The organism is Micromonospora chalcea, from assembly GCF_028768405.1.
Taxonomy (GTDB): domain Bacteria; phylum Actinomycetota; class Actinomycetes; order Mycobacteriales; family Micromonosporaceae; genus Micromonospora; species Micromonospora chalcea.
In genome coordinates this window covers 3,881,451-3,905,034 of record NZ_CP118233.1, presented here as the reverse complement: position 1 = coordinate 3,905,034, position 23,584 = coordinate 3,881,451, and the positions used below count along the sequence as shown (strand labels likewise).

Annotated in this window: 24 protein-coding genes and 1 pseudogene; 8 read left to right on the top strand and 17 right to left on the bottom strand. The window is 72.1% G+C overall.

Annotated elements, in window-relative coordinates; all coding sequences use genetic code 11:
- Positions 1 to 105: 105 nt before the first annotated feature.
- The 5 genes from valS to PVK74_RS17010 all read right to left on the bottom strand — a co-directional run bounded on the left by valS (position 106) and on the right by PVK74_RS17010 (position 8,611).
- Positions 106 to 2,670, bottom strand: coding sequence for a valine--tRNA ligase (gene valS, locus PVK74_RS17030; protein ID WP_274476778.1), 2,565 nt, complete (start codon positions 2,668 to 2,670; stop codon positions 106 to 108).
- Between the two features lie 152 nt (positions 2,671 to 2,822).
- The gene (locus tag PVK74_RS17025) at positions 2,823 to 4,655 is read right to left on the bottom strand and encodes an ABC transporter ATP-binding protein (protein ID WP_231915671.1); all 1,833 of its coding nucleotides are present in this window, start codon (positions 4,653 to 4,655) and stop codon (positions 2,823 to 2,825) included.
- A 137-nt stretch (positions 4,656 to 4,792) separates the two neighbouring features.
- Positions 4,793 to 6,613 (bottom strand): ABC transporter ATP-binding protein, encoded by a 1,821-nt coding sequence (locus tag PVK74_RS17020; RefSeq protein WP_274476777.1) that lies wholly within the window; start codon positions 6,611 to 6,613, stop codon positions 4,793 to 4,795.
- 37 nt (positions 6,614 to 6,650) lie between these two features.
- Positions 6,651 to 7,163 carry a methylated-DNA--[protein]-cysteine S-methyltransferase gene (locus tag PVK74_RS17015; RefSeq protein ID WP_069088261.1) on the bottom strand — a complete coding sequence of 171 codons (513 nt, stop codon included), beginning with the start codon at positions 7,161 to 7,163 and terminating at the stop codon, positions 6,651 to 6,653.
- Positions 7,160 to 8,611, bottom strand: a complete 1,452-nt coding sequence (locus PVK74_RS17010) for an AlkA N-terminal domain-containing protein (RefSeq protein ID WP_069088260.1) — start codon at positions 8,609 to 8,611, stop codon at positions 7,160 to 7,162. The genes PVK74_RS17015 and PVK74_RS17010 overlap by 4 nt, the downstream gene beginning before the upstream one ends.
- Positions 8,612 to 8,854: 243 nt before the next feature.
- Between PVK74_RS17010 and PVK74_RS17005 the strand changes: the two genes are divergently transcribed.
- Positions 8,855 to 9,319: a hypothetical protein gene (locus tag PVK74_RS17005; protein ID WP_223201312.1), complete on the top strand. Its 465-nt coding sequence runs from the start codon at positions 8,855 to 8,857 to the stop codon at positions 9,317 to 9,319.
- Positions 9,320 to 9,495: 176 nt separating this feature from the next.
- Here the strand turns inward: PVK74_RS17005 and PVK74_RS17000 are convergent.
- A pseudogene (locus tag PVK74_RS17000) lies at positions 9,496 to 10,269 on the bottom strand (EamA family transporter); the annotation flags it as partial.
- An 89-nt stretch (positions 10,270 to 10,358) separates the two neighbouring features.
- Between PVK74_RS17000 and PVK74_RS16995 the strand changes: the two are divergent.
- The 4 genes from PVK74_RS16995 to PVK74_RS16980 all read left to right on the top strand — a co-directional run bounded on the left by PVK74_RS16995 (position 10,359) and on the right by PVK74_RS16980 (position 13,655).
- Complete coding sequence (locus tag PVK74_RS16995; protein ID WP_069088258.1) at positions 10,359 to 10,865, top strand: MarR family winged helix-turn-helix transcriptional regulator; 507 nt, start codon at positions 10,359 to 10,361, stop codon at positions 10,863 to 10,865.
- 30 nt (positions 10,866 to 10,895) lie between these two features.
- On the top strand, positions 10,896 to 11,633 hold the full coding sequence (locus PVK74_RS16990; protein ID WP_043328392.1) for a Type 1 glutamine amidotransferase-like domain-containing protein: 738 nt from the start codon (positions 10,896 to 10,898) through the stop codon (positions 11,631 to 11,633).
- 58 nt (positions 11,634 to 11,691) lie between these two features.
- A complete protein-coding gene (ychF, locus tag PVK74_RS16985) occupies positions 11,692 to 12,777 on the top strand; it encodes a redox-regulated ATPase YchF (protein ID WP_043328395.1) in 1,086 nt (361 codons plus the stop codon).
- 431 nt (positions 12,778 to 13,208) lie between these two features.
- Positions 13,209 to 13,655, top strand: a complete 447-nt coding sequence (locus tag PVK74_RS16980; RefSeq protein WP_158629848.1) for an MmpS family transport accessory protein — start codon at positions 13,209 to 13,211, stop codon at positions 13,653 to 13,655.
- Positions 13,656 to 14,412: 757 nt separating this feature from the next.
- Here PVK74_RS16980 and PVK74_RS16975 read toward each other — a convergent pair.
- Positions 14,413 to 14,922: a hypothetical protein gene (locus tag PVK74_RS16975; protein WP_124778739.1), complete on the bottom strand. Its 510-nt coding sequence runs from the start codon at positions 14,920 to 14,922 to the stop codon at positions 14,413 to 14,415.
- 204 nt (positions 14,923 to 15,126) lie between these two features.
- Between PVK74_RS16975 and PVK74_RS16970 the strand changes: the two genes are divergently transcribed.
- Together PVK74_RS16970 and PVK74_RS16965 are read left to right on the top strand one after the other, a co-directional pair.
- On the top strand, positions 15,127 to 15,372 hold the full coding sequence (locus tag PVK74_RS16970) for a hypothetical protein (protein ID WP_064447927.1): 246 nt from the start codon (positions 15,127 to 15,129) through the stop codon (positions 15,370 to 15,372).
- 235 nt (positions 15,373 to 15,607) lie between these two features.
- Positions 15,608 to 16,132, top strand: coding sequence for a hypothetical protein (locus PVK74_RS16965; RefSeq protein ID WP_274476775.1), 525 nt, complete (start codon positions 15,608 to 15,610; stop codon positions 16,130 to 16,132).
- A 77-nt stretch (positions 16,133 to 16,209) separates the two neighbouring features.
- On the opposite strand, the gene PVK74_RS16960 is transcribed toward PVK74_RS16965, so the two are convergent.
- The 10 genes from PVK74_RS16960 to PVK74_RS16915 all read right to left on the bottom strand — a co-directional run bounded on the left by PVK74_RS16960 (position 16,210) and on the right by PVK74_RS16915 (position 22,917).
- The gene (locus tag PVK74_RS16960) at positions 16,210 to 16,659 is read right to left on the bottom strand and encodes an NUDIX domain-containing protein (RefSeq protein ID WP_274476773.1); all 450 of its coding nucleotides are present in this window, start codon (positions 16,657 to 16,659) and stop codon (positions 16,210 to 16,212) included.
- A 6-nt stretch (positions 16,660 to 16,665) separates the two neighbouring features.
- Positions 16,666 to 17,358: a DinB family protein gene (locus PVK74_RS16955; RefSeq protein WP_274476772.1), complete on the bottom strand. Its 693-nt coding sequence runs from the start codon at positions 17,356 to 17,358 to the stop codon at positions 16,666 to 16,668.
- Positions 17,359 to 17,528: 170 nt separating this feature from the next.
- On the bottom strand, positions 17,529 to 18,224 hold the full coding sequence (locus tag PVK74_RS16950; protein WP_064447924.1) for a hypothetical protein: 696 nt from the start codon (positions 18,222 to 18,224) through the stop codon (positions 17,529 to 17,531).
- Positions 18,221 to 19,099: an ATP-binding cassette domain-containing protein gene (locus PVK74_RS16945; protein ID WP_043328404.1), complete on the bottom strand. Its 879-nt coding sequence runs from the start codon at positions 19,097 to 19,099 to the stop codon at positions 18,221 to 18,223. Before PVK74_RS16945 ends, PVK74_RS16950 begins: the two co-directional genes overlap by 4 nt.
- On the bottom strand, positions 19,096 to 19,455 hold the full coding sequence (locus PVK74_RS16940; protein ID WP_043328406.1) for a GntR family transcriptional regulator: 360 nt from the start codon (positions 19,453 to 19,455) through the stop codon (positions 19,096 to 19,098). The genes PVK74_RS16945 and PVK74_RS16940 overlap by 4 nt, the downstream gene beginning before the upstream one ends.
- 503 nt (positions 19,456 to 19,958) lie before the next feature.
- Entirely contained in the window at positions 19,959 to 20,453 is a 495-nt protein-coding gene (locus PVK74_RS16935) for a GNAT family N-acetyltransferase (RefSeq protein ID WP_274476769.1), read from the bottom strand.
- 86 nt (positions 20,454 to 20,539) lie between these two features.
- Positions 20,540 to 21,271, bottom strand: coding sequence for a class I SAM-dependent methyltransferase (locus PVK74_RS16930; protein WP_274476767.1), 732 nt, complete (start codon positions 21,269 to 21,271; stop codon positions 20,540 to 20,542).
- A 206-nt stretch (positions 21,272 to 21,477) separates the two neighbouring features.
- Complete coding sequence (locus tag PVK74_RS16925) at positions 21,478 to 22,191, bottom strand: SanA/YdcF family protein (protein WP_274476766.1); 714 nt, start codon at positions 22,189 to 22,191, stop codon at positions 21,478 to 21,480.
- 23 nt (positions 22,192 to 22,214) lie between these two features.
- Positions 22,215 to 22,577 carry a PH domain-containing protein gene (locus PVK74_RS16920; RefSeq protein ID WP_018784695.1) on the bottom strand — a complete coding sequence of 121 codons (363 nt, stop codon included), beginning with the start codon at positions 22,575 to 22,577 and terminating at the stop codon, positions 22,215 to 22,217.
- Between the two features lie 31 nt (positions 22,578 to 22,608).
- Positions 22,609 to 22,917, bottom strand: coding sequence for a 4a-hydroxytetrahydrobiopterin dehydratase (locus PVK74_RS16915; protein ID WP_018784696.1), 309 nt, complete (start codon positions 22,915 to 22,917; stop codon positions 22,609 to 22,611).
- Positions 22,918 to 23,101: 184 nt separating this feature from the next.
- Here PVK74_RS16915 and PVK74_RS16910 point away from each other — a divergent pair, with 184 nt between their 5' ends.
- Positions 23,102 to 23,545 carry a (deoxy)nucleoside triphosphate pyrophosphohydrolase gene (locus PVK74_RS16910; RefSeq protein WP_176722802.1) on the top strand — a complete coding sequence of 148 codons (444 nt, stop codon included), beginning with the start codon at positions 23,102 to 23,104 and terminating at the stop codon, positions 23,543 to 23,545.
- Positions 23,546 to 23,584: the final 39 nt, after the last annotated feature.

Sequence of the window (23,584 nt, the reverse complement as noted above, 5' to 3'; positions counted from 1 at the left end):
GCACCGCCGCGGGCCGGTCCGGCCGGCCCTTCGGGGTGTTAAGAAGGGCCCCTTCTACAACGCCAGGCGTTAAGAAGGGGCCCTTCCTTACATCGCCGGCGGCGCTCAGAACGCGCAGGCGATGACCAGTTCGGTGGTGCGATCCGGCAGCAGGTCCAGCTTCGCGATCCGGCCCGCCGCGCGCAGGTCGTCGGCGACCGTGCCGAGCTGGTCCAGCACCGCCGCCGGTCCGAGCGCCTCGGCCAGCGGCACCTCCGCCTTCATCGACAGCTTCCGTTCCGACTTGGCGCGGCGCACCTGGCCCAGCGCGTCCGCGGCCAGCCGCAGCAGCTCCGGGTCGCCCGGCGCCTGCGTCGCGCGGCCCACCTCGTACGTGGTCGGCCACGGCGAGCGGTGCACCGAGCCGTACCGCCACCACGACCAGACCTCCTCGGTGACGAACGGCAGCACCGGCGCGAACAGCCGCAACTGCACCGACAACGCGGTCGCCAGCGCCGCCCGGGCCGAGTCGGCCGCCGGCCCGGTGCCGTAGGCGCGCTCCTTCACCAACTCGATGTAGTCGTCGCAGAACCGCCAGAAGAACGCCTCGGTGGCCATCAGGGCGGCCGTGTGGTCGCACCCGTCGAAGGCGGTGGTCGCGGTCGCGACCACGCCGGACAGTTCGGCGAGCATCGCGGTGTCCAGCGGTTGGGTCGCCGCGGCCCGCAGCGCGTCGGCGGCGCCCAGCCCGAGCGCGAACCGCGACGCGTTGAGCAGCTTGGTGGCCAGCCGCCGGCCCACCTTGACCTGGGCCGGGTCGAAGGCGAGGTCCATGCCCGGCTTGCCGTTGGCGGCCCAGTAGCGGACCGCGTCGGAGCCGTTCTGTTCCAGCAGCGCCATCGGCGTGACCACGTTGCCCTTGGACTTCGACATCTTCTTGCGGTCCGGGTCGAGGATCCAGCCGGAGAGCACAGCCGTGTGCCAGGGCAGCGCGCCGTGCTCCAGGTGGGACCGGGCCACGGTGGCGAACAGCCAGGTCCGGATGATGTCGTGCCCCTGCGGGCGCAGGTCCATCGGGAAGACCCGGGCGAACAGGTCCGGGTCGGTCTCCCAGCCGCCGACGATCTGCGGGGTCAGCGACGAGGTGGCCCAGGTGTCCAGCACGTCCGGGTCGCCTGTGAAACCGCCCGGCACGCCGCGCTGCGACTCCTCGTATCCGGGCGGTGGTTCGCTGCTCGGGTCGATCGGGAGCGTCGCCTCGTCCGGTGTGAGAGGGTGGGTCCAGTCCGGCTCGCCAGTGTCGTCGAGCCGGTACCACACCGGCACCGGCACGCCGAAGAACCGCTGCCGGCTGACCAGCCAGTCACCGGTGAGGCCGCCCACCCAGTGCTCGTACCGGTGCCGCATGTGCTCCGGCACCCAGCGCAGCTCCCGACCTCGGGCCAGCAGCTCCTCGCGCAGGCCGGCGTCCCGGCCGCCGTTGCGCAGATACCACTGCCGGGTCGAGACGATCTCCAGCGGCCGGTCGCCGCGCTCGTAGAACTTCACCGGGTGCGTGATCGGGCGCGGCTCGCCGACCAGATCACCCGCGTCGGCCAGCAGCTCCACCAGCGTCCGCCGGGCGCCGTTCACCGTCTGCCCGGCCAGCGCCGCGTAGGGCTCCGCCGGCACGCCGGCCGGCGGCTCCGGCAGCAGCCGCCCGTCCCGGCCGATCACCACGCGGGTGTCCAGCCGCAGCTCACGCCACCAGGTCACGTCGGTCAGGTCACCGAACGTGCAGACCATCGCGATGCCCGTGCCCTTGGCCGGGTCCGCCAGCGGATGCGCGCGCACCGGCACCTCGACCCCGAACACCGGGGTACGCGCGGACGCGCCGACCAGGTCCGCGTACCGCTCGTCGTCGGGGTGGCAGACCAGAGCCACGCAGGCCGGCAGCAGCTCCGGGCGGGTGGTGTCGATCAGCACCTCGCGGCCGTCCGGCCCGGTGAACCGCAGCCGGTGGTACGCGCCGGGCCGCTCCCGGTCCTCCAGCTCCGCCTGCGCCACGGCGGTGCCGTACCCGACGTCCCACAGCGTCGGCGCCTCCGCCTGGTACGCCTCACCCCGAGCCAGGTTCCGCAGGAACGCACGCTGGCTCGCGGCGCGGGCCGCCGACCCGATCGTGGTGTACGTCAGCGACCAGTCCACGGACAGCCCGAGCCGCCGCCACAGCGCCTCGAACGCCTTCTCGTCCTCCACGGTGAGCAGTTCGCACAGCTCGATGAAGTTACGCCGGGAGATCGCCGTCGGGTTCTTCCGGGCCGCGTCGTCCACCGGCGCGGACGGCGGCCGCCAGTTGCTGTCGTACGGCAGCGCCGGGTCGGGACGCACGCCGTACACGTTCTGCACCCGGCGTTCGGTGGGCAGCCCGTTGTCGTCCCAGCCCATCGGGTAGAAGACCGTGCGCCCGCGCATCCGCTGGAACCGGGCCACCGTGTCGGTGTGCGTGTACGAGAACACGTGCCCCATGTGCAGTTCGCCCGACACGGTCGGCGGGGGAGTGTCGATCGCGTATACGTCCGACCGCTCCTTCGTACGGTCGAACGCGTACGTGCCGTCGGACTGCCAGCGGCGGGCCCAGGTCTCCTCGAGGCCGTCCAGGCTCGGACGCTCGGGGACGCCGCCGCGGGCGCTGATCGTCGTGTCGGTCATCAGCCGATGGTAGGCAGCCCGGTTGCCGCACTCCACGACTTTCCCCACCCCGCGCGTCCTCGCCGATCTTGCACTTGCCGCCCCGGCACAAGCCGCTTTTCGGGCATCCCTCGGGCCGCAAGTGCAAGATCAACGAGGGTCGGAGGAGAGAGCTAGAGGAGCGAGTCGCGCCACTGGCGGTGCAGGGCGGCGTAGCGGCCGTCGGCGGCGATCAGCTCGGCCGGTGGGCCGTCCTCCACGATCCGGCCGTCGTCGAGCACCAGCACCCGGTCCGCCGTCTCCACGGTGGAGAGACGATGGGCGATCACCAAGGCGGTGCGGTCGCGCAGCACGTTGTGCAGGGCCCGCTGCACCAACCGCTCGGTCGGCACGTCCAGCGACGAGGTCGCCTCGTCCAGGATCAGCACCCGCGGGTCGGCGAGGAACGCCCGGGCGAACGCGACGAGCTGCCGCTGACCGGCGGACAGCCGCCCGCCGCGCCGGTGCACGTCCGTGGCGTACCCGTCGGGCAGCGCGGCGATGAAGTCGTGCGCGCCGATCGCCCGCGCCGCCGCGACCACCGCCTCGTCGTCCGCGTCCGGCCGCCCGAACCTGATGTTGTCGGCCACGGATCCGCTGAACAGGTGGGTCTCCTGGGTCACCAGCACCACCGCCCGGCGCAGCTCGGCGTCGGCCAGGTCACGCAGGTTCACCCCGTCCAGGTCGACAGCGCCCGCGTCCGGGTCGTGGAACCGGGCCAGCAGCTTCGCGACAGTGGACTTCCCGGCGCCGGTCGGCCCGATCAGCGCCACCGTCTGCCCGGGCGGCACGGTCAGGTCCAGGCCGGACAGGATCGGCGTCTGCCGCCGGTAGCCGAAGTCGACGGCGCGGAACGTCACCGCCCCGCGCGGCGGCCCGGCCGGCAGCGGCACCGGATCCGCCGGTTCGGCCACCGCCGGACGCTCGTCCAGCACCCCGGCCAGCTTCTCCAACGCGGCGGTCGCCGACTGGAGCGCGTTGTAGAACTGGCTCAGCTCCTCCATCGGCTCGAAGAACCGGCGCAGGTAGAGCAGGAACGCGGCGAGCACACCCACCTCCACGCCGCCGCCCAGCACCCGCCAGCCGCCGTACCCGAGCACCACCGCCGTGGTCAGGTTGCCGATCAGCCGGATGCCCGGCGAGTAGATCGCGATCAGCCGGAACGCGCGCAGGCTGGAGCGCCGGTAGTCGTCGTTCACGGCGGCGAAGATGCGCTCGTTGCGGGGCTCCCGCCGGTACGCCTGCACGGCCCGGATGCCGCGCAGCGACTCGACGAAGTGCACGATGACCAGCGCCACCGCCTCCCGGGTACGCCGGTACGCGCCCGCCGACGCGCGCGCGAACCAGCGCGACAGCAGGAACAGGAACGGGAACGCGAGCAGCGTCACCGCCGCCAGCGGCAGGTCCAGCCAGAGCAGGATGCCCGCCACCGACAGCACCGACAGCCCGGCCATCACCAGCTTGTCGATGCCGCCGTCGACCAGCTCGGCGATCGACTCCAGGTCGCTCGTCAGCCGGGACACCATCCGCCCGGAGGTGTAGCGCTCGTGGAAACCGACGTCGAGGCGGAGGAAGTGCCCGTACACCCGTCGGCGCAGGTCCAGCAGGACGGCCTGGCCGATCCGGGCGGCGAGGGTGAGGAACGCGCGCCGGGCCGCGTACTCGACGGCTGTCGCCACCACGAACGCGGCGGCGACAGCGATCAGCGGGCCGGGATCACCGGCCCGCAGTGGCCCGATGCCCCGGTCGATGCCGAGCATGACCAGGTACGGGCCGGACATCGCGGCGGCGTTCTGGGCCAGCAGCAGCGCCACCGCCAGCCCGAGCGCACGCCGGTGCGGGCGCAGCAGTTGCCGCAGCAGGAGCCGGCTGCGGGCGCGGAGCCGGGCCACCGCCGCCGGGGAGGAGTCCTCGGCGCGGCTGCGGTCGGCGTCCGGGTCGGTGGCCCGGCCGCGCCAGCGGGACAGGTCGTCGCGTCCGCCGGTGCGGTTCGCGTCGTCGTGGCGTGGGCCGGCTGCGCCGTGCGCCTGCCCGTGCCCGGCGGTGCGCGCGCCGGTGTCGCGCGGCGCGTCGCGGGGCCGGGGCACCCGCGGCGCGCCGCCGGTCACGAGCGCACCAGACCGACGCCGCCGGAACGGCGCTCCGGCTCGGCGGAGAGCACCGCCCGGTACGCCGGCACCCGGGCCAGCAGTTCCGAGTGGGTGCCGACGGCGACGATCCGGCCGCCGTCCAGCAGCGCCACCCGGTCCGCCAGCGCCACTGTCGAGGGGCGGTGCGCCACCAGCAGGGCCGTGGTGCGGCTCTCCCGCAGCACCCGGCGCAGCGCCGCCTCCACGAGCGCCTCGGTGTGCACGTCGAGCGCGGAGAGCGGATCGTCGAGCACCAGCAGTGCGGGCCGTCCGAGCACCGCGCGGGCCAGCGCGAGGCGCTGTCGCTGCCCGCCGGACAGCGACAGCCCCTGTTCACCGACCCGGGTGGCCAACCCCCAGGGCAGCTCGTACGCGAAGTCCGCCTGCGCCAGCGCCAGCGCCGCCCGGACCTCCTCCTCGCCCGCGTCCGGCCGCCCCAGCGTCAGGTTCTCCCAGACCGACATGGAGAACAGGGTCGGCTCCTCGAACGCCACCCCGACCAGCCGTCGCAGCGAGCCGAGCCGCAGGTCACGCACGTCGCGCCCGTCGACGGTGATCCGGCCGCCCGTCACCTCGTGCAGCCGCGGGACGAGCGACAGCAGCGTGCTCTTGCCGCAGCCGGTGACGCCGACGAGCGCCATCGTCTCGCCCGGCTCGACGGTCAGGTCCAGGTCGCGCAGCACCGGCGCCGAGGTGCCCGGGTAGCGAAAGGTGACCCCCTCGAAGCGGAGCCGGCCGCGTACGTCGGCGCGCTCCAGCGACCGGGCGTTCGGCGCGTCCACGATCGTCGGCCGGGTGTCGAGGACCTCCTGGATCCGGTCGGCGGCGGTGGCGGCCTCCTGGCCGTTGGCGATGATCCAGCCGAGCGACTGCACCGGCCAGATCAGCATGAGCTGGAGGCTGACGAACGCGACCAGCTCACCGATGGACAGCGCGCCCTCGGCGACGGCCGCCGCGCCGGTCACCAGGACCGCGCCGAGGGTCAGGTTGGGCACCAGGTCGAACAGCGCCGAGGTGCGGGCCAGCAGCCGCGCCTTGCCGATCCCGGTGTCGTGCAGCCGGCGCGCGCCGACGGCGAACCGGGCGGCCAGTTCCGGCCCCCGCCCGTACGCCCGCATGGTGCGCAGCCCCTGCGCGGTCTCCTCGACGAGCGTGGCCACGTCGCCCTGCTGGTCCTGCATCCGGCGCGACGCCGCGTGGTAGTGCCGGGCGAAGCGGCGGCTGATCAGGAACAGCGGAACGGCGCTGGCCGCGACCAGCGACCCCAGCCAGGGGTGCAGCCGGATCAGCAGCACCACCACGGCGACGTAGGTGATCAGGTTGAGGACCAGGAACAGCAGCCCGAAGGAGAGGAACCGCCGGATCACCGAGAGGTCGCTGGTGATCCGGGACAGCAACTGGCCGGACTGCCAGCGGTCGTGGAAGCCGGCCGGGAGCCGTTGCAGGTGGGCGTAGATGTCGGCGCGGATGGCCGCCTCCATGCCCACCGAGGACGACGACTGGGTCCAGCGGCGGATGAAGATGAGAACCGCCTCGGCCAGCCCGAGCAGCAGCGCCAGGGCGCCGAGCCGCAGCAGCCCGGCCTCGTCGTGCCGGGCCACCGGCCCGTCGACCACCCGCTGCACCACCAGCGGAACGGCCAGGCTCGCCGCAGTGGCCGCGAGCGCCGCCACCAGCAGCCAGGCGAACTCCGTCGCGTACGGGCGCAGGTAGGGCCGCAGCCGCCAGAGGTTGCGCAGCGGCTTGGACCGGGCGTCGTCTTGCGCCGCGGGGTTGCCGTCGCTGGGCGCGGGCACTACCCGACGGTAGCCGCCGGGGGTGACGTTTTCGCTGTCAGCTAGCCGTCACCCGTCCCTCATGCCCGAGAAGCCACTTCTTCACGGGCAGGCCCCAGCGGTAGCCGCCGAGCGTGCCGTCGGTGCGCAGCACCCGGTGACAGGGCACGAAGAGCGCTGCCGCGTTGCGCGCGCATGCCGCCGCGGCGGCGCGGACCGCGGCGGGCCGTCCGGCCAGCGCGGCGAACCCGGTGTAGGTGACCGGGTCGCCGGGCTTGACGTCGCGCAGCACCTGCCAGGCGTGCGTCAGGAAGAGCCCGCCGCTGTGCTGCTCCACCGGGATCGCGTCGATCGCGGCGAGGTCTCCGTCCAGGTAGGCCCGGACGGCGGCGGTGACCGGACCGAGGTCGGCCCGTTCCCGCAGGTCACCACGCAGGCTCGGGTGGGTCAACGGCGCCAGGGCCGCCGGGTCGGGCGTGAAGCCGGCCGCGCGTACCGCGCCGTCGGGGCCGGCGAGCACGCTCAACGGGCCGACCGGTGTGTCGATGACGGTGCTGTCCACAGTGCTCATGCTGCTCTCCAGAGTCGGATCGTCGCGTAGGACCGCCAGGGGCGCCAGCGTTCGGCGTACGCGAGCAGGGTCTTGGGGGTGTCGGGCAGGCCGAGCGCGGTTGCGCCGCGGCGTACGCCCAGGTCGGTGGTGAGGGCGACATCGGGGTCGCCGAGTGCGCGCATGGCCAGGTAGCCGTTGGTCCACGGGCCGACGCCGGGCACCGCGGCCAGGAGCCGGACCGTCTCCTCCCGGTCGCCCCCGGGTTCCAGGTCCAGCGTCCCGTCGGTGACGGCGCGGGCCAGCGCCCGGATCGTCTCCCGGCGGGCGGCCGGCATCCGGAACGCCGGGTCCGGCGCCGCGAGCACGTCGGCGGGACCCGGGAACGCCACCAGGCCGTCGGCCGGGTCGTCGGTGCCCGAACCGCTCGCCGACCGGACGGCGGAGAGCAGGCGGGTGAGCGTGGTCCGCGCCGAGGTCAGCGAGACCTGCTGGGTCACGACGGCGCGGACGGCCAGCTCGAAGCCGTCGACCGCGTGCGGAAGCCGGACGCCCGGCTCGGCGACGACCGCCGGGGCCAGCGCCGGGTCGGCGGCCAGGGTGGCGTCCACCGCGACCGGGTCGGCGTCCAGGTCGAGCAGGCGGCGGCAGCGGGCCACCGCGGGAGCCAGGTCACGCATGTCGGCCAGCCGCAACGTGGCGTCGATGTGGCCGTCGGACGGGGTCAGCGCCACCGTGCCGGGACCGTGCGGCAGGCGCAGCCCCCGGTGGTAGGTGCCGTCGCGGACCACCTCGACGCCGGGCAGCGCGCGCAGCGCGAGGAAGTCCAGCAGCGCGCCCGCGTGCAGCGGTGGCCGGTATGCCAGCCGCAGCGAGAGCGTGCCCGCGCCGGTGGCCGAGGCCGGACCGCGTCGCCCGGCGCGCAGCTCGGACGGGGTGCCGCCGTAGACCTCACGGACCGTCTCGTTGAACTGCCGGACGCTGCCGAACCCGGCGGCGAAGGCCACCTCGGCCAGGCCGAGGCCGGTGGTCTCGATCAGGATCCGGGCGGTCTGCGCGCGCTGTGCCCGGGCCAGCGCCAGCGGGCCGGCGCCCAGCTCGGCCTGGAGCATCCGGTGCAGGTGCCGCTCGGTGTAGCCCAGCCGGCCGGCCAGCCCGGGCACCCCGTCGCGGTCGACCACGCCGTCGGCGATCAGCCGCATGGCGCGGCCGACCAGGTCGGCCCGGACGTCCCACTGCGGGGAGCCCGGCGCCGCGTCCGGCCGGCACCGGCGGCACGCCCGCAGCCCGGCCCCCTGCGCGGCGGCGGCCGACGGGAAGAAGCGGACATTCTGCCGCTTGGGCGTCATCGCCGGACAGGACGGCCGGCAGTAGATCCCGGTCGACGTCACGCCGGTGTAGAACCAGCCGTCGAACCGCGGATCGCGGCTGTCGACGGCCCGGTAACACCGCTCAAAGTCCAGCTCCATGCCCCCGATCCTGCCTCGCCGTCCCCGGCCGTGGCTGGCGGTATTCGGACATGACGTGTGGCAGTCGCGCCAGCTCGGGGAGGTGGCGGTATCGCCGGTTCCCGGATGCCGCCACCTCGGCGGAATGGTGTGGATCATGCCCGGCGGACCCGAGAAAGTGTCGTAAGTGGTCGGTACGGTCCCGCCACCAACTCAAGAAAAGGTGCGGGGCATGGCGAGCGTGGCCGGGCGGGGTGTCCGCTGATGCGATCGGGGCGGGCACCGTTGGACGCCGCGGTGGTGCAGGGCTTCTACGAGCGGATGAGGTTGGTGGCGCCGGCCGCCTACGGCGCGATCGAGCGCGACCGGGCCGGTGACCCCGGGCGCCCCTTCCCCGACACCGCCTGCGGCCGGCTGGCCGGCTCGCTCGACCCGGACGGGCTGCGCGCGCTCGGCATGTGGGCGCACCACTGGTGCATGCGCTTCTACGACGACGACACCCGGGTCGGCCTGCGGCTGGTCCGGGAGATCGCCGCCCGGTCCGGCCTGGGCTGGACCGCCGACGAGGTGCGGTGGCTGCTCGACCGGTCGTACGAGGCCGGGCCCGCCGCCGCGCACCGGTTCACGCTGCCGCTGGCCGCCGCGGCGCAACTGCCGGCCGGTGCGCTGCCCGAGGGTGTCGCCGCCGAGGCGTGGCCGGACGACTGGCGCCGGCTGCGGGCCGGCTGACGGCGCCGCCACCAGCCCACCGCTCCGCCGCCCGCCCGAACGCCGACCAGCGCCATCGCCGGGTGGTCCGCGTCGCCACCCAGCCGCGGGCGAGGAGGCCGGTCCGGCATCTGGGCGAGCACCATCGCCGCCACGGCCACCGCGAAACCGGCGAGCTGGACCGGGTCCAGCGCCTCACCGAGCACCGCCCAGCCGAGCGTCGCCGCAGTCAGCGGGCTCAACGCGCCGAGCACCGACACGCGGGACACCGGCAGTCGCGCCGCGCCCCGGAACCACAGCACGTACGCCAGCGCGGTGCCGGCCAGCCCGAGCCACGCGTACCCGAGCACTGCCGGTCCGTCGGGCACGGGCGGCGCGCCCTCGACGGCGGCGGCGACCGGCACGATCATCAGGCCACCGGCGACGAGCTGCCAGCTCGTCGCGGCCAGGATGCCCACTCCGGGTGGCCGGCCCCAGCGGCGGGTGAGCACCAGCCCGGCGGCCATCGCCACGGCCCCGGCGAGCCCGGCGGTGACGCCGAGCGGGTCGAGGCCGGCGCCGGGGCGCAGCACTACGAGGGCGACGCCGAGCGGGGCGGCCACGGCGGCGACCAGCGCCGGCCGGGTGGGGCGGTCGCGGAGCAGCGCGACCGTCAGCACCGCCACCAGCAGCGGCTGGGCGGCGCCGAGCACGGCGGCGGTGCCGCCGGGCAGCCGGTACGCGGCGAGGAAGAGCAGCGGGAAGAACACCCCGATGTTGAGCGCGCCGAGCACGGCGGCCCGCCCCCACCAGAGGCCGTGTGGTCGCCGTCGGGTCAGCGCGAGCAGCAGCAGACCGGCCGGGAGGGCGCGGATCGCGCCGGCCCAGAGCGGCCGGTCCGGGGGCAGGAGTTCGGCGGTGACCAGGTAGGTGGTGCCCCAGGTGACGGGGGCGGCGGCGGTGAGCGCGACGTCGGTCCAGCGAGAGTTCACAGCAGCTTCCTCAGCTCTAAGTATCTTAGGGCTAAGCTACTCAGGCCCGAGCGAAAAGGGAAGTGGGACGTGGGGCACAATCGGCAGCCGTGACAGGCGACGAGGTGGACGCGATCGTCGAGCAGTGGCGGCGGGAACGACCCGGCATGCGGCCCGAGCCGATGGCCGTGTTCGGCCGCATCTACCGGCTCGCCCGGCTGGTCGGCAACGGCCAGGAGAAGGTGTACGCGGCCTGGGGCATCGGCCGAGGTGAGTTCGACGTGCTCGCCGCGCTGCGCCGCTCCGGTGAGCCGTACACGCTGGCGCCGAAGGCGCTCGCCGCCTCGCTGATGCTCACCTCGGGCGGCATGACCGGGCGGCTCGACCGCCTCGAACGGGCCGGCCTGGTACGGCGCTCGCCGGACCCGGCTGACCGGCGGGCGCTGCGGGTCACACTCACCGACACCGGTCGCCGGGTGGTCGAGGAGTCCGCCGAGGCCGGGCTCGCGGTGCAGCGGCGGATCCTCGACGCGCTGCCCCCGGCCGACCAGGAGCGGCTGGCCGACCTGCTGCGTACGCTGCTCGCCGCGGCCGATACCTCCGGTCCGGCACAATGATCGTCACTGTCATCGGCCGGAAGGACGCCCGTGCCCGCCACTGAACCGACGATCGTCGCCACCAGCATGGGTTTCGCCAGCCGTCGTCGTGGCCCCTGGGACGCCCGGCCCAGCGCCCTGTTCGACCTGATGGCCGACCTGGCCGGGGCCGGTGACGCGCCGCGCGTCTGCTACCTCGGCCAGGCCACCGGGGACCAGCCGACCGGGTTCACCGTCTTCTACGGCGCCTTCGCCGGCACCCGGTTCCGCGCCTCCCACCTGGCGCTCTACCCGATGCCGAACGTCGAGGACATCCGCGCCCACCTGCTCGCGCAGGACGTCATCTGGGTCGGCGGCGGCAGCGTGGCCAACCTCTGCGCGGTCTGGCGGGTGCACGGTCTGCCGGAGATCCTGCACGAGTGCTGGCAGGCAGGCGTGGTGCTCGGCGGTGTCTCCGCCGGCTCGATCTGCTGGCACACCGGCGGCGCCACCGACAGCTACGGCCCGACGCTGCGGCCCTTCACCGAAGGGCTGGGCTGGCTCCCGTACGGCAACGGCGTGCACTACGACAGCGAGGAACAGCGGCGACCGCTGATGCACCAGCTGGTCGCCGACGGCACGCTCCCGGCCAGCCACTGCACCGACGACGGCGTCGGGCTGATCTACCGGGGCACCCGGTTGGCCGAGGCGGTGGCCGACCGGCCGGGCGTGGCCGCGTACCAGCTGGTCCGCGCCGAGGACGGCACCGCCCGGGAGACCCGGATCGAGCCGCGCCTGCTGTCGGAGTGACAGGCTTCGCGGACCTGCCTGCCCGGCGCGGGCGGCGAACCGCGTAAGCTGGTTCGTCGTGAGTCTCACCATCGGCATCGTCGGCCTGCCCAACGTGGGCAAGAGCACCCTGTTCAACGCGCTGACCAAGAACGACGTGCTCGCCGCGAACTACCCGTTCGCCACCATCGAGCCGAACGTCGGCGTGGTCGGGCTGCCCGACGAGCGGCTGGCCAAGCTGGCCGAGATCTTCTCCTCGCAGAAGGTGCTGCCGGCGCCCGTCTCCTTCGTCGACATCGCCGGCCTGGTCCGCGGCGCGTCCAAGGGGCAGGGCCGGGGCAACGCGTTCCTTGCCAACATCCGCGACGCCTCGGCGATCTGCCAGGTGGTGCGCGCCTTCTCCGACCCGAACGTGGTGCACGTCGACGGCAAGGTCTCCCCGGCCGACGACATCGAGACGATCAACACCGAGCTGATCCTGGCCGACATCCAGACGCTGGAGAAGGCGCTGCCCCGGCTGGAGAAGGAGGCCAAGCTCCGCAAGGACCGGGCCGCCGCCGTCGAGGCCGCCAAGAAGGCGGTCGAGGTCCTCGACAACGGTGTGACCCTGTACGCGGGCGCCGCAGCCGCGAAGGTCGAGCTGGAACACCTGCGTGAGCTGCACCTGCTCACCACCAAGCCGTTCCTCTACGTCTTCAACGTCGACGAGGCCGAGCTGGGCAACGCCGAGTTCCTCGACGAGCTGCGCGGTCTGGTCGCCCCCGCCGAGGCGATCTTCATGGACGCCAAGATCGAGTCCGAGCTGGTGGACCTGCCCGAGGACGAGGCCCGCGAGCTGCTGGAGTCGATCGGGCAGTCCGAGCCCGGCCTGAACCAGCTCGTCCGGGTCGGCTTCCGCACGCTCGGGCTCCAGACGTACCTGACGGCCGGCCCCAAGGAGGCGCGGGCCTGGACCGTCCCGGTCGGCGCGACCGCGCCGGAGGCCGCCGGGGTGATCCACAGCGACTTCCAGCGCGGCTTCATCAAGGCCGAGGTGGTCTCCTACGACGACCTGGTCGAGGCCGGATCGATGGCGGCGGCGAAGGCCGCCGGCAAGGTCCGGATCGAAGGCAAGGAGTACGTCATGCAGGACGGCGACGTGGTGGAGTTCCGCTTCAACGTCTGAGGCGGTGACGTCATCACTTCCGCTTCTCAGGCCGCCCGGCCGCCCACATCGCTGCGACGATGCACAGCAGCAGCAGACAACTGAACCCGCCGCAGAGCAGTGCCCCGACGGCGAAGAGACCTTCCATGCGCATGATCGTAGAGTCGGCACAGCGCCACAGCGGCGATGGAGCTCAGGAAGATCAGCTTGGCGTTTCTGGGCCGTTCGGGCCGCCGAGGGCCGACCGGAGATGACCGACGACGACCAGCATTGCCCAGAAAAAGAGCAGGTCAACCGCCACGTAGAGGCGGCTGACCTGGTGGGCGACGGACGAGTCGGCCTGTACGCACCGCTAGCAGTTGGCTGGCGAGGGAGAGACGCACCGGACGATCAGCCACCGCGGCCCTAGTGACGGATGACCAGAACGTGCCTGACATGCGCTAATCTGCCCCGTGATCAACAACCCCACCGATGCCAGCCGTCGTCGCCGGCGTGCCGCCATCCCCATCACTGTGGGCGTCGCACTGTGCCTGGTCGGGCTCGGTGTCTGGCTCACCTTCGCCGTGCGCGGCGAGGATGGGCGTGGCGAGGACGCTCGTGAAATCGAGCTGGAAGTCACCTCAGGGGCCGGCCAGGTGAAGGGCATTGTCTGGCGGTACCCGGATGACGGGAACAAGATCCATGACGTGAGCGACTCTTCTGGCATGATCAAGACGCCCTGGTCGCGGCGGATCGACGTCAAGTCTCTGAAGGGGCCGATCATTCTCAACGTCATCCATGACCCGGACTCCACCGGGGCGACCTGCCGGATCCTGGTCAACGGCAAGGTGACGGAGGAGCAGAGCGGCGTCTTTCCGCACTGCATGACCACGGTCCAGCGGGCGTTCCCGGCGTCGTGACTTGTCAGCCTGCTTGGTCAGGCATGGCCGGGTCGCGCCCGTTGACCCCGGGGGCGAAGGCCGCACGGGTGAAGCTGGACATACTCGCCCGAGGTGAGACGGGGAGCTTGCAAGCGAGGGATCAGCGCGGGCCGGGGCGCACCGGCTGCGGCGGGTCGACGAGGACCAGCTCCAGGCCGTCGCCAGGCCGCCGGATGTCGATCCAGAGTGACCAACGGCGACCACTGGTGACGACGTCTGCCCGGGTGACAAGGCGTGATGGGCCCGCTAAGCAGGGTTGGCCGGGGCCTCCTTGCCTGTAGTTGGTGCACTGGTGGGGCGCGTTGAAGGTGTGCGGGCCAGCGCTCAAGGCGAGACAGGGGTGCAGATCCGGCACCAGTCCCAGCTCACAGCGCGGTTGGCTCGTAGGTCAATGCCTCTTCGATGAAACATGTAGTCGGCGACGTGCGGGCATTGAGGATGGTTCGAGTTCTTTGACCTTGTTGCCTATCTCCTCGTCGGGCGTGTGCAATAGCTCAGCCATGAGCGCCAAGGCGCGCTGTCGAGCCTGCGGGCGAAAGTTCTCACGCCAGCTTCCGCCTCCGTCAATAGTTGGCAAGCAGCCGGCAGTACTGCGAGGTACCAACACCTCTTGACCTGGACCGCAGGCATGTCGGTGCAGGTCATCGGCGAGCCGGTCCAGGTTCCGCTTCGACGTCTGAATCCGGCCCGCTTTCTCAGGAACCAGGCTGCCGAACGAGCCGCAGGTGACGTCCGACTATGACGTGCCCGACGCGGCGAACCTCTTCACGTCCTGGAGCAGGCAGTCGAGGAAGGTGGCCAGGTCCGGGGCGGCCACGTCGAAGCGCGGGTCCTCCGAGGTGTAGACGCCGTCGAGGACGAGGTCGGGAGGGAGTCGGTAGACGGGCCACCCGTCCGGCGTCGCCAGCGCGTACTGCGTGCCGCCGCCGTCGCTGGCGAACACGACCACATCGGCGTCGTGGCGGCCGCGTACGCGCCAGAGGTGCCGTGCCTCGTGAACGTGGACCACGTGGGAGGCGCTGTGCAGGAAGAACCCGTTGTCGATGTCGGCCAGGTCGACGGCGTCAACCACCGCGTACAGGTCGGCAAGTGCAGCGGGGATGGCGGGACGGGCAGCGGCGATCAGCGCGGCAGAGGTCGTCGAGGGCTCACTGACGGCGTTCTCACCGGGCGGGTATCCGTAGCGGTCCTCGAAGTCGAGCACCGCGGAAGCGACAGCATTCCGCAGATCCTCTCGCCAGGTCACCAGGTCTCGTTGCATCACGGCAGGACACTGCCACCGTGGACCAGAACTGACCAGGAGCGCTGGGAGCGGGACGACCGTCCGACCTGTCAGACGTCCGTACGCCGGATTTCGGGTCTTTGATCTCTGGGCCGGCACTGCGACGATGCAGGCCGTCGGAGGCGGCCGTGTGCGGACGTCTCGTGTCTCACCGACCGAGGAGCCGATGTGCGTCTGCCCCGTGAGCCCCACCCGGTTGACCGGCCGGGCCTGCTCATCTCCATGATCGTCTGTGGTGGCCTCGGGACTCTTGCGGCGAGCGGATGGAACGGCGACGCAGGGCGGTTCCAGCCGATCGCGGCGGTGCTCGCCGTGGTGCTGTTCGCGTGCTTCCTGATCTTGTTCGCGGTGTTCTGGGTCGGCTGGCTGATGCGTGGGCACGAGTTGTGGCGCGAGGCGCGACGTGAGCGCTGACCAGGACCGTCACCGGCATGACCGCCCGGTGGCTCGAACATGCGGTGCACGAGCTTCCGGCCGGGGTGCTGTGGGGCGCCGACGGCGCGACACCCACTACCTGAGCCGCCGCCGTCATTTCGCGGACCACGCGACGTACATCAGGGACCGTCGCGCACCGATGCGGGTCTCGCCGCCGCCGCCGGACTGGCTACGACGTCGCTGACCACCGCCGGGCCCGTGCAACGATGTGGGCGTGTCGGGCACGGCGGTGGACAGGCTGGCGGCGCTGGTCGGCTGGAACGGCAGGTCCTCCCAGCGCCCGGACTGGTCGTCGTTGCACGCCGCGTTCGGCCACCGGTTTCCCACGGACTTCCAGCAGTACGTGGAGCGGTTCCCTCCGGGCGCCGTCGACTTCGTCCAGGTGTTCCACCCGTACGAACGGGCCTTCCAGGGGGATCCGGCTGTCTATGTCGAGCAGCTTCTGGCGCGCACCGATCCGGCCAACGACATCGAGGACTGGTACCGGTTCGGCAATGCGCCGGGGGAGCTGTTCTCCTGGGGCACGGTGAACGGCGAGTTCGAGCTCTGCTGGGAGCTGACCAGTGGGCCGCCCGACACCTGGACGTGCGTGGTGGCCGACATCCGCTGTCAGGCCGGGGAACGTCATCCCGGCGGCATGGTGGACCTGCTGCTGGACGTCCTGGGCGGCACCGGAAGGGTCAGCTCCCTGGACTATCTCCGTGAGATCCTGCCGACCGCCTTCGAGCCGTACCTGTAGTCGCGTGCCCACCCAGGCGACGACGCTTTTTTCAACGTCTGGTCCCAGCCTCGTGCCGAGAGACGTGTCCGTCGTGGTCAGGCGCGACGCTCGGCAAGGACCCTGCGGAACAGGGCGGGGTAGTCGGCATGAGCCAGCGGTAGCGCTCCGAGCGCGTCCGCGGTGAACCAGCCGACGGCTTCGTGTTCCTCCGGCGCCAGGTTGGCCGGAGACCCGCTCCACGCTTCGATCAGCCAAATCCGCATGTCGAACGTGTCGGCGTGAACCTCGTGCACGGGCGGACCCGCCGGCACCGCCACGTCGACGCCCAGTTCCTCTCGAAGCTCACGGGCAAGTGCGACACGGGGCGGTTCCCTGGGCTCGACGTGCCCGCCGGGCAGGTCCCAGACGTCGGGCAGCACACGACGCAGGGGAGAGCGGTGGCACAGGAGTATCCGGTTGCCGTCGCACAGCAACCCGGTGACGATGCGCGCCTTGGGAGATCCGTCCGCCGAGGCCTCCGATGCGGGGCCGGTCCACGTGGACACCGGACGCTACGCCTGCGCGTCCAGGTCGCGCACTGCGAAGCGGAGGTGTTCCCACTCCTCGTCGATGATGACGTGAAGGCAGTGCAGGACCGGCTTCTCGTGTTCGGGTGACCACGCTGACGGCCGAGGCTCGGCGAGCAGCTCCGGAGTGACGCCCGTGAGGAAGTCCCGCACCATGGCCTGCCGCTCGGCGCGCAGATCGAGCACCTGGGCGAGACTCGGCCGCGCCGCGGGGAAGATCGACATGTCGAGTCCGTCCGTCTCGTACTCGGCGTGTGGCTGCCCGAGCGGATGGAAGGGCTGCGGCAGGCGCAGGATCGCCTTGCCGAGCCAGGCGTCGGTGGCGAACGCGAGGTGGCGCAGGGTCTGCGCGAACGACCACTCGCCGTCGATCGAGATGTCGGCGGCGCCGTCGGGCATGGACACGACCCGGTCGACCGCGGCCGCCCAGGCTCGTTCGAGCGCCGCCCACGCCGCGCGCAGGCCGTCGGGATCCTCGGCACCCCTCAGCTCGCGCCCAGGGAACCGCCGGTTGAGTTCGGCCTCGACGAGCGGCACGACGTCGACACCGTTGACCAGCAGCGCGCCGTCGGTGAGCCACGGCGCGTCGATGTCGAGCCCGCGCACGTCGACGCCGCGCATCACCGCGCCGGCAAGCGTCGACCTGGTGAAGCGCGCGCCTTGCAGGTCCCGGTCCACGAACGTCGTGAGGTCGCTCTGGTCCACGGCGCACCCCTCTCGTCGGCGATCGCGGCAATGCTAGCGAGCAGGTCCGACAACAGCTGTCGATGCGACCGAACCGGGGAGCTGCGGGTGGCGGCCGACGACCCGCATCGCGCGGATCGTCGGCCGACCGTCCGTGCCTGCCGTCAGGCGTTCGCCCGGCGGATGGCCGCCATCCCCCCGAGGGCGGCCACCGCGGCGATCAGGGCGGGCCACCCCACCAGCAGGCTGACCTGGTGCTGGCTGCTCAGCCACTGCCAGATGTCACCGAACCATCCCTGCCAGGTGATCAACGCGACGAGCAGGCCGGTCACCAGGATCAGGGCCGCGCCGGCCCCGAACAGGCCGTTCATGCCGAACCGGACGTACCAGACGGCGACGAAGACGGAGACGAAGTTCAGGAACAGGAACGGCACCGCGTAGACGGCGATCTGCAACAGCCCGTTGTCGACGTCGACGTACGGGATTCGGAAGAACCGCAGCTGGATCCCGAAGCCGCCGGTGGCGCCCTCGATCAGGTTGAGCAGGTAGAGCAGGACGCCGTAGACGACCGCCTGCACCACGTTGACGAGCACCGTGGCGAGGTAGAAGGTGCGCCGGGTGACGCCCATGCCGAGCGCGAACGGGAACACCTGGCTGATCGAGGTGGCGGCGACGATCGAGCAGACGATGTAGATACTGACCAGACCGCCCGTGGTGTTCTTGCCCGGCGCGGCCTCGTCGATCGAGGCAAAGATCAGCAGGTTGACGCCGAGCGAGATGGCCATGATGCCCCATGGCCAGGCCAACTGGCTGACCCAGGCGATGGTGTGCATCCGGGCGACGTCGAGGATACGAGTCATCGCGCGTTCGTCCTTTCCGTCGTCAGGCGCACCACGGCCTGTTGGAGCGACACCGGCGCCAGGTCGATGCCGAGCTTCTTGGCGCGCGTCCGTTCGGCGTCGTCGAACGACCCGCGCAGCGACGCGCGGACCGCGCCGCCGAGTTGCTCACGATGCAGCGCCTGGTGCGCGGCGGCGAACTCGTCCACCGCAGCGGCCGGGCCGGACGCCTCCACCACCTCGCCGCGCAGCTCGTCGCTGGGCGCGTCGAGCAGCAGCTTTCCGCGGTCGAGCAGCAGTACGTGCTCGATCAGGTCGGCCACCTCGTCGATGAGGTGTGTGGAGAGCACGACGGTGCGCGGATTCTCGGCGTAGTCGGCGAGCAGCCGGTCGTAGAAGAGTTGCCGGGCGACCGCGTCGAGACCGAGGTACGGCTCGTCGAAGAAGGTCAGCGGCGCGCGTGCGGCCAGGCCGATCGTCACGCCCAGCGCGGACAGCATGCCGCGGGACAGTTTGCGGACCTTGCGCTTGCGCGGCAGGTCGAAGTCGTCCACCAGGGACTGCGCGAAGTCCTCGTCCCAGTTGGGGAACAGCCGCTTGGCCAGGCTCAGCACGTGCCGGACCTGGTACGCGGTCGGGTACGTCTGACTCTCCTTGATGAAGACCACCCGCGACAGCACCCGCTCGTTCTCGTACGGCCGCTCACCGAAGAGCATGAGGTCGCCGCTGGTGCCGCTGTTCTGGCCGGTGATCAGCTGCATCAGCGTCGTCTTGCCGGCGCCGTTGCGGCCGAGAAGCCCATAGATCTTGTCGCCCGTCAACGTGAAGGTGACGTCATCGAGAGCGGTCACCTCGCCGAACCGCTTCGTGAGCCCGGCTGCCGCCACGACGCTCATCGCTGTTCCTCCCCTGTGTCGATGAGCTTCTTCAGCTCCTCGGTGCCGATGCCCAACTTGCGTGCCTCCTCGATGAGGGGCCGCACGTACTGGTCGGAGAACTCGCGCCGGCGGCGTTCCCGGAGTGTTTCGACGGCGCCCGTTGCCACGAACATTCCGATCCCCCTGCGCTTGTAGAGAAGCCCGTCATCGACCAGGCGGTTGATCCCCTTGGCGGCGGTCGCGGGGTTGATCCGGTGGAACGCCGCAAGCTCGTTCGTCGACGGCACCTGGGTCTCCTCCGCGTACGTCCCGTCGATGATCGAGTTTTCGATCATCTCCGCGATCTGGACGAAGATCGGCCGGCCGTCATCCATCCTGGTTCTTTGGTTCATTACTCATGTAACTAACCTTGGCGCTCGCGGGCCGGGGCGTCAAGTCTTCTTCGGTACGCGTGGCCGATTACGGCTCGCTCGGGTTCGCGCCGTGACACTGACGATCGACGAGAGCACCCGCCAGGTACGGCAGTCCGTCTGCGGCTGTTGCGACACCGCCGCGGAGCGGACCTGGGCCGACATGCATGCTGACGACGCGTCACCTTCGGCTGCCGGGTCGGGCCGGTGGCCGGCTCGCCGGGGCCGGCCGCGACGCTCGTCAACGGCGGTGAGGTCGCGGGGGACAGCCCGATCTTCGGCCGCAAGCTCCCCGAGTTCCGGCAGATGGTTGACCTGATCCTGGAGCGTGTCCTGCCGCGACCTCACCCGGTGATCAAGGGGTTTACGTCTCCCGGACCGCGCCGACCGGACACAAACTCCTTGATCACCAGGCGGACCGGGGCGGGCCCGGGCCGGGGCGGGCGGGGCGGGCGGGGCGGGGAGCGTCAGGTGACGTGCGGGCTGCGGCGTTCGATCAGGGTCACGTCGCGCCAGGCGCCGAAGTGGCGGCCCAGCCGCTCGCGGGTGCCGACGACCCGGAAGCCGCACGTCGCGTGCAGCGCGAGGCTCGCGGTGTTCTCCGGGAACACGCCGGACTGGATGGTCCAGATCCCGCCCGCCTCGGTCGAGGCGATCAACGCCTCCAGCAGCGCCCGGCCGACCCCGCGCCCGCGCCCCCGCGGGTGCACGTAGACGGAGTGCTCGACCACACCGGCGTAGACGCAGCGCTCGGACACAGCGGAGCAGGCCACCCAGCCGAGCACGTCGCCGTTCTCGTCGAGCGCCACCCAGCGGTGGCCGGGCAGACGGGTGGCGGTGAACCGCGCCCAGTCCGGCGGTTCGGTCTCGAACGTGGCGTTCCCCTCGGCGATGCCCAGGCGGTAGATCTCCAGCACGGCGACGGCGTGCGAGTCGTCCATGGCGACGACGGTGACGGTCATCGGTTCCCCCTGTCCGGACCCGGCGGTCGTCAGCCTAGTCGCGCGCCGAGGGGCCGGGACGGATGCCCGGCCCCTCGACGTGAGCGCTACCGCCGCCGGTAGACGGAGATGTGCGAGCGGCTGTCCGCGCCGAACGGCGACCGGTCCCAGTCGGCGTACCGCTCGGTGAGGCGCAGCCCGGCCCGCTCCGCCAGCTCGTCGACCTGCTCCGGCCAGGCGTAGCGCATGGCGAACGGCTTCAGGTGCACGCCGGAGGCGTCGAACGTGACGGTCTGCCGCACGAACGTCTGCGCCGCGCGGTCGTACCGGTGCACGCGGATGGTGGCCGAGTCCTCGGTCACCTCCCGCACCTGGACCTGCTCGTCCCGGTCGAAGTCCGCCGGGTCGGGCACGAACGTCTCGATGACGAACGCCCCGCCGGGCGCGAGCACCCGGGCGACGTTGCGGAAGCACGCCGCCTGGCGTTCCTCGGAGACCAGGTTGAACAGCGTGTTGAACACCAGGAAGACCAGACGGTACGGCCCGGCGACCGGGACGTCCGCCATGTCGCCGATGGTCACGGGCAGGTCCGCGCCGCCCGGCTTGGCGCGCAGGTGCGCGACCATCTCCGGGGACGCCTCGACGCCCTCCACGGTCAGACCGCGGGCGGCCAGCGGCAGGGCCACCCGGCCGGTGCCGACCGCCAGTTCGAGCACCGGGCCGCCCTCGGCCAGCGGTGCGAGGAAGTCGACGGCCGGGGCCGGGTCGGGATTGCCGGGGCCGTCGTAGGTGTCGGCCCAGAGTCGGCCGAACAAGCCGGGATCGTCGAAGACGGACATCACACGCCCTCCCGCCGGGCGGAAGGGACAGGACGCGGCGCGAGGTCAGCGACCTCCGCCGGAATGGGGTACGGAAACACGAAGCCTCGTTTCGGCAAGGGTGACGACGGGTCGGTTGGGCTTCGCAGCGTGTGGCATGGCGGTGCTCCCTCCGGTCGGCTTCGAGGGGTCCAGCAGACCAGCAGCCGACCGGGGCGACAACCGGATTACGCCCGCAGCGCGTCGTCCACAGCGGTCTCCCGGCGGCCGAGGTGCACCGGGTCGCGCCCGCTGAGCACGTCCGCGGCGGCCTTGACGCAGGCGGCGTGCTCCCGGGTGGAGCTGATCCGCCACTGGCCGGCGTACCGGCGGGCGGTGTCGTCGCCGACGCCGACGGTGTCGATGCCGGCGTCCCGGCAGAGCGCCACCGCGCGCGGCAGGTGGAACGACTGGGTGACCACAGTGGCCCGCCGGACCCCGAAGACGTGGTGCGCGCGCACGCACGAGTCGTACGTGTCGAAGCCGGCGTGGTCCAGCACCGTCTTCTCCGCCGGGACGCCCCGCTCGACGAGCCAGCGCCGCATCGCGTCCGGCTCGTCGTAGTCCCAGTCCATGTGGTCGCCGGAGAGCAGGAGCACCTTGACCTTGCCGGCGGCGTACAACTGGCGGGCGATCTCCAGCCGGCCGGCGAGGAACGGCGCCGGGGTGCCGTCCGGGTCCACCCTGGTGCCCAGCACCAGCGCGACCGGCGTCTCGGGCACGTCCGCGGCGCCGAACAGGCGACCCTCGGCGGCGCCGCGGACCCAGGTCACGCTGGCGATCGTGGCGGCGCCCAGCAGCACCACGGCGGCCGTGGCGAGCACCAGGAGCCGGCGGACCAGGCGTACGGCCCGGCGGTGGTCGCCCCGCCAGGCCCGCCAGCGCGCCGTCAGCCCTCGCATGGCGGCGATTGTGCCAGTGCGGGTCAGGAGATGTGGTGCAGGATCACGTTGTGCACGTGGTGGCTCTTCTCCGCGCCCCGGAACTCGACCTCGTAGGTGTGCGTGCCGACGTGCACGGCGATCGACCCGGTGGAGAAGAACGAACCGCCCCAGGACTTGTTGCTCACCACGCTCACGCTGGTGATCTTCGAGTACGGGATGCTGGTGATGGCGTACCGCTTGCCGACGAAGGAGCGGTCCTGGATGATCACCCGCCGGTCGGTCAGGCCGATGAAGCCGGTGCCGGTGCCCACCGCGTCGTAGACGGCGATGATCTGCTCACCGGGCAGCAGCCCGCTCTGGATCTGCTGGAACTGTTCCTTGCGGTCGTACGTGGGGCCAGACATGCATCTGAGGGTAGGCGGGGCGCGCCAGCGCTCAGGGCTCGGTGACCGCGCGGACCGCGTCCTCGATGCGCGCCGCGAGCAGCACCTCACCCTCGGTGAGTGGCTCGCCGTCGCCGTGGCCCAGGCGGATCTGGGTACGATCGGCCCGGCGGCTGATCTCCGGCCGCAGCCGCAGCGCGTCGGCGACCACCGCCACCCGTTCGGTGAGCGCGGCGTGCTGGGTGTCGTCGAGGACGATCGTGCGGCGGATCTGTTCGCCCTCGCGCGTCCATCCCGACAGCAGGGCCAGTGCGTCGCTGAGGTAGTCGTGCTTCGCACGGCCGCTGAACAGCACGCGCATCACCGCACCTCCCAGGCGTCGTTGCCGGCTTGTGGCCAAATCGTCGCCATCCCGTGTCCCAGTCGACGCTCTCTAGTCTCTCGCCACTCAGATGGTGTGTCCACGCCCACACTTCCGTGTTCTGCTGACCTGACGGCCGACGCAGCTACCCAAACCGCCGATTGATCTGGCACGCTGGTGGCCCGTGCGGACCGAACGGATTAGCGGGGACGGACACGCCGACCGGCGGGAGCCGAGGGTGGTCGTCGGGGCCGCGATCATCGAGGGCGGCCGGGTGCTGGCGTGCGAGCGCTCCGCGCCCCCCGAGGTGGCGGGCCGGTGGGAGTTCCCCGGCGGGAAGGTCGAGCCGGGTGAGGCCGAGACCGACGCGCTGGCCCGCGAGTGCGCCGAGGAGCTGGGCGTACGGGTGGCTGTCGGCGCCCGCGTCGGCCGTGACGTACGGATGGCGCACGGCCGGTCCGTGCTGCGCGTCTACGCCGCCCGCCTGCTGCACGGCGACCAGCCGAAGGCCCTGGAGCACGCGGAGCTGCGCTGGCTCTCCGCCGCCGAGCTGGACAGCGTCGACTGGCTTCCGGCCGACGTGCCGATCGTGGCCGCGCTGCGCCCGCTGCTCGCCACGTCCGACTGAGGCTCCGGACCGGACAACCGGGCCGGAACGGGACGGGGG

What these genes read in the sequence shown, in the direction of transcription:
- valS (WP_274476778.1), bottom strand. Translation starts at nt 2,670, where the DNA reads ATGACCGACACGACGATCAGCGCCCGCGGCGGCGTCCCCGAGCGTCCG.
- PVK74_RS17015 (WP_069088261.1), bottom strand. Translation starts at nt 7,163, where the DNA reads ATGAGCACTGTGGACAGCACCGTCATCGACACACCGGTCGGCCCGTTG.
- PVK74_RS17010 (WP_069088260.1), bottom strand. Translation starts at nt 8,611, where the DNA reads ATGGAGCTGGACTTTGAGCGGTGTTACCGGGCCGTCGACAGCCGCGAT.
- PVK74_RS17005 (WP_223201312.1), top strand. Translation starts at nt 8,855, where the DNA reads ATGCGATCGGGGCGGGCACCGTTGGACGCCGCGGTGGTGCAGGGCTTC.
- PVK74_RS16950 (WP_064447924.1), bottom strand. Translation starts at nt 18,224, where the DNA reads ATGACTCGTATCCTCGACGTCGCCCGGATGCACACCATCGCCTGGGTC.
- PVK74_RS16945 (WP_043328404.1), bottom strand. Translation starts at nt 19,099, where the DNA reads ATGAGCGTCGTGGCGGCAGCCGGGCTCACGAAGCGGTTCGGCGAGGTG.
- PVK74_RS16940 (WP_043328406.1), bottom strand. Translation starts at nt 19,455, where the DNA reads ATGGATGACGGCCGGCCGATCTTCGTCCAGATCGCGGAGATGATCGAA.
- PVK74_RS16935 (WP_274476769.1), bottom strand. Translation starts at nt 20,453, where the DNA reads ATGACCGTCACCGTCGTCGCCATGGACGACTCGCACGCCGTCGCCGTG.
- PVK74_RS16930 (WP_274476767.1), bottom strand. Translation starts at nt 21,271, where the DNA reads ATGTCCGTCTTCGACGATCCCGGCTTGTTCGGCCGACTCTGGGCCGAC.
- PVK74_RS16925 (WP_274476766.1), bottom strand. Translation starts at nt 22,191, where the DNA reads ATGCGAGGGCTGACGGCGCGCTGGCGGGCCTGGCGGGGCGACCACCGC.
- PVK74_RS16920 (WP_018784695.1), bottom strand. Translation starts at nt 22,577, where the DNA reads ATGTCTGGCCCCACGTACGACCGCAAGGAACAGTTCCAGCAGATCCAG.
- PVK74_RS16915 (WP_018784696.1), bottom strand. Translation starts at nt 22,917, where the DNA reads ATGCGCGTGCTGTTCAGCGGCCGTGCGAAGCACGACTACCTCAGCGAC.